This is a genomic window from Mesorhizobium sp. M5C.F.Ca.IN.020.29.1.1 (assembly GCF_003997375.1).
GTDB lineage: Bacteria > Pseudomonadota > Alphaproteobacteria > Rhizobiales > Rhizobiaceae > Mesorhizobium > Mesorhizobium wenxiniae.
On the sequence record NZ_RZSW01000659.1, the window covers coordinates 1 to 2,852 of the forward strand.

Here is a 2,852-nt window from a genome sequence, read left to right on the forward strand (position 1 = left end):
CCGGAATCCGGCTCGGCGAGCGGCTGGAGAAGGATATGGTGGCGGTGAAGCTGAGCGAAGATTTGCAGATGGCCGCGGTGGCCGCCCCAGCCTATCTCGAGAACCGGACCATACCTCGTCATCCGCAGGAGCTGCATCAGCACCGCTGCATCAATTTCCAGTGGCCCGGTGGCGGCAACATCTATCGATGGGAGTTCGCGCGAGGCCAACGCGCTTTGGAAATAGCCGTCAACGGCGGTTTGACGGTCAACGACACGGAACTGATGATCAGGGCGGCCCTGGATGGGGTCGGCGTGGCCTACATGCTGGATTACCAAGTTCGGCCGTGGATCGAAGCCGGCAAGCTCATCCGTTTTCTCGAAGCCTGGTCGCCCCGATTTCCGGGCTTTTACCTATATCATACGAGCTCTCGGCAGGTTCCACCGGCCCTGCGCGCCTTCATCGATTTCCTGCTTGCCAGGCGATGACCCGCTTTAAAGCTTCGCCAGAAGCTCCGGTGTCGGCCAGCCGTCGACCGGCAAGCCTAGCCGCTTCTGCTCCTTGCGGATCGCCTCGCGGGTATTGGTGCCCAGGATGCCGTCGACCGTTCCCACGTCATAGCCTTTGGCCTCGAGCTTTGTCTGCAATGCCCTCATCTGATCGCCGTCGAGGCCGGGTTCGGGATTGCGCGGATCGAATTGCGGCGCACCCGCCAGCCGCGCGGCGAGATTTGCCGCGGTCAGCGCATAGGTGAAGGACTGGTTCCACTCGAGGTAGACGTCGAAATTGTCGTAGACGAGGAAAGCCGGCCCCTTGCGGCCCATGGGCAGCGCGAGGCCTGCCTTTAGGCCGTTGTCGACAAGCGGCGTGCCGTTGGGGTTGGTGACACCCCACTGAGCCCACTGCGTCAGCGGCAGCTTGTTGGTGCGGCCGGTCTGGTCCCATGGCATGTCCTCGGGCACGCGGACTTCCTCGATCCAGGGCTGGTCGCGTTTCCAGCCGCGCGACATGATCTTGTTGGCCGTGGTCATGATCACATCCGGCGCGCTGCTGCGCAGGTCGACCAGACCGTCGCCGTCGCCGTCGATGCCGCGGCCGAGATAGTCGGACGGCAGCATCTGTGTCTGGCCGATTTCCCCCGCCCAGGCGCCGGTGACATCGGCCGGCACGACGCCGCGATCGATGAGGGTCAGCAGCGGCGTGATCTGCGGGCGAAAGAGTTGCGGGCGGCGGCAGTCATGCGAGAGCGTGACCAGTGCGTTCAGCGTGTGGAAATCGCCCTGCACGGCGCCGAAATCGGTCTCCAGCGCCCAGAAGGCGGCGATGATCGGCGGCTGGACGCCGAATTCCTGGTCGGCGCGGGAAAAGACGTCGGCGTATTTTTTCAGATTGGCGGCGCCCTGCTTCAGCCGGTAAGCCGAAATCATCCGGTTCGAGAACTCGATGAAGGTCTGGGTAAAGACGCCCTGGGCGCGGTCGCGCGCCAGCACCTTTTTGTCGGCGGTGGCTTTTTCCAGCGCCTCAAGGCCGGCAGTGCCGACCCCGGCGTTCCTGGCCTCCGCCGCTACACCCTGCTTCCATGCCTCGAAATCGCCGCCGCATTGCTGTGCCACCGCCGGCGCCGCCGTAGCGGCCAGAAGCAGCGCCGCGAGAATTTCCAAGCGCAATCGCATCGCCATCCCCCAAGAAGATCACCAGCGGTTGCAAGCATCCTTCATTTGGCTGTGTCGAAAAGCAGGCGGCAGGCCCGCTGTCAACGGGTGTTCTGCCGCAGCCACTTGTTCCAGGCGGCTTCCGAGCCGTTGAACACGTTGATATCGGCCTTGCCGGGGATGCCCGGCACAATACCGGTTCCGGTGTACTGCCAGAAAGTGAACGGGTGACTGCCGTATCTCTTGCGCGGGTGGCCGGCCACCGAACGCAGCCAGTAGGGATAGCCACGGAAGGCCGATAGGCCGTTGTCGTCGAAGAAATCGATCGAGGTGTAGATGATCGGCTTCTTGCCATAGTGTTTTTCGACGATTTCGAGGAATGTGCTCATCTCGCTGCGCACCGTGGCCGCATCGGGCCGCAGCTTGCAGGTCGGCGATTGCGGGTTCCATTCCATGTCGAGAACCGGCGGCATCGCCGAACGGTCTTTGGGCACGTTCTTGATGAACCACCGCGCTTGCGTGGCGGCCGGCGTGCAAAAATAGTAGAAATGATAGGCCGCGCGGGGGATTCCTGAGGCTTTGGTGCGGCTCCAATGCTCGTTGAAATAATCGTCGAAGCGATCGCCGCCTTCCGTCGCCTTGATGAAAACGAAGGAAATGCCGCTGGCCCTGGCCGCCGGCCAATCGACCGAGGTCTGGTATTTCGAGACGTCGGTGCCGTGAACGGCATAGCTCCACGGCGCGCCGCTTTCCCACTTATGGGGGTCGGAGTCGTCAAAACGGGGTGCGCGCACCGTAACGGTCGGGGCGCTCGGCAGCGACGGCGCAAGATCGTCGACGGTCGAGCAGGCGCCCAGCAGCGTCAGCATGATGAAAGCCGCGAAACGGCGCATCGCTACTCCTGAACCGGTTTCAGCCGGCCGCTGATGGGTTGTTGCTGCAGGTGGGTCCCTCGACCATACCCCCAAGCGATCGCCCCACAGGACCGCTCCCATATTAAAGCGCGCGCTTCGACGCGCTTTAACCTTTGTTTTTTATGCATGTCGTTATCCCAAAACCGCTGCGCACTTTTGGGCGACACGCATCAATGATCGCCGATCATGGTTGATATTCCGTTGACGGCGCTCCACAGGAACCGCGTTTTTGCCGAAGCAATGGCGGCAAATCGATGGCATAAATGAGCGTCCGGGGCGAGTCGGAAAAATGCAGATTGTTCTGAGG

At 62.3% G+C, this 2,852-nt stretch carries 3 protein-coding genes; 1 reads left to right on the plus strand and 2 read right to left on the minus strand.

Annotated features, from left to right (window positions below; translation table 11 throughout):
• Positions 1-467 (plus strand): LysR substrate-binding domain-containing protein (locus EOA85_RS31655; RefSeq protein ID WP_245486192.1); only part of this gene is annotated, 467 nt, incomplete at its 5' end.
• A gap of 6 nt (positions 468-473) precedes the next feature.
• Here EOA85_RS31655 and EOA85_RS31660 read toward each other — a convergent pair.
• Both EOA85_RS31660 and EOA85_RS31665 read right to left on the minus strand, forming a co-directional pair.
• Positions 474-1,652 (minus strand): lytic murein transglycosylase, encoded by a 1,179-nt coding sequence (locus tag EOA85_RS31660; protein WP_127212353.1) that lies wholly within the window; start codon positions 1,650-1,652, stop codon positions 474-476.
• Between the two features lie 80 nt (positions 1,653-1,732).
• The gene (locus EOA85_RS31665; RefSeq protein WP_127212354.1) at positions 1,733-2,524 is read right to left on the minus strand and encodes a GH25 family lysozyme; all 792 of its coding nucleotides are present in this window, start codon (positions 2,522-2,524) and stop codon (positions 1,733-1,735) included.
• Between the last annotated feature and the right edge of the window lie 328 nt (positions 2,525-2,852).

Coding starts and splice junctions, on each gene's coding strand:
- EOA85_RS31660 (WP_127212353.1), bottom strand. CDS start 1,652: ATGCGATTGCGCTTGGAAATTCTCGCGGCGCTGCTTCTGGCCGCTACG.
- EOA85_RS31665 (WP_127212354.1), bottom strand. CDS start 2,524: ATGCGCCGTTTCGCGGCTTTCATCATGCTGACGCTGCTGGGCGCCTGC.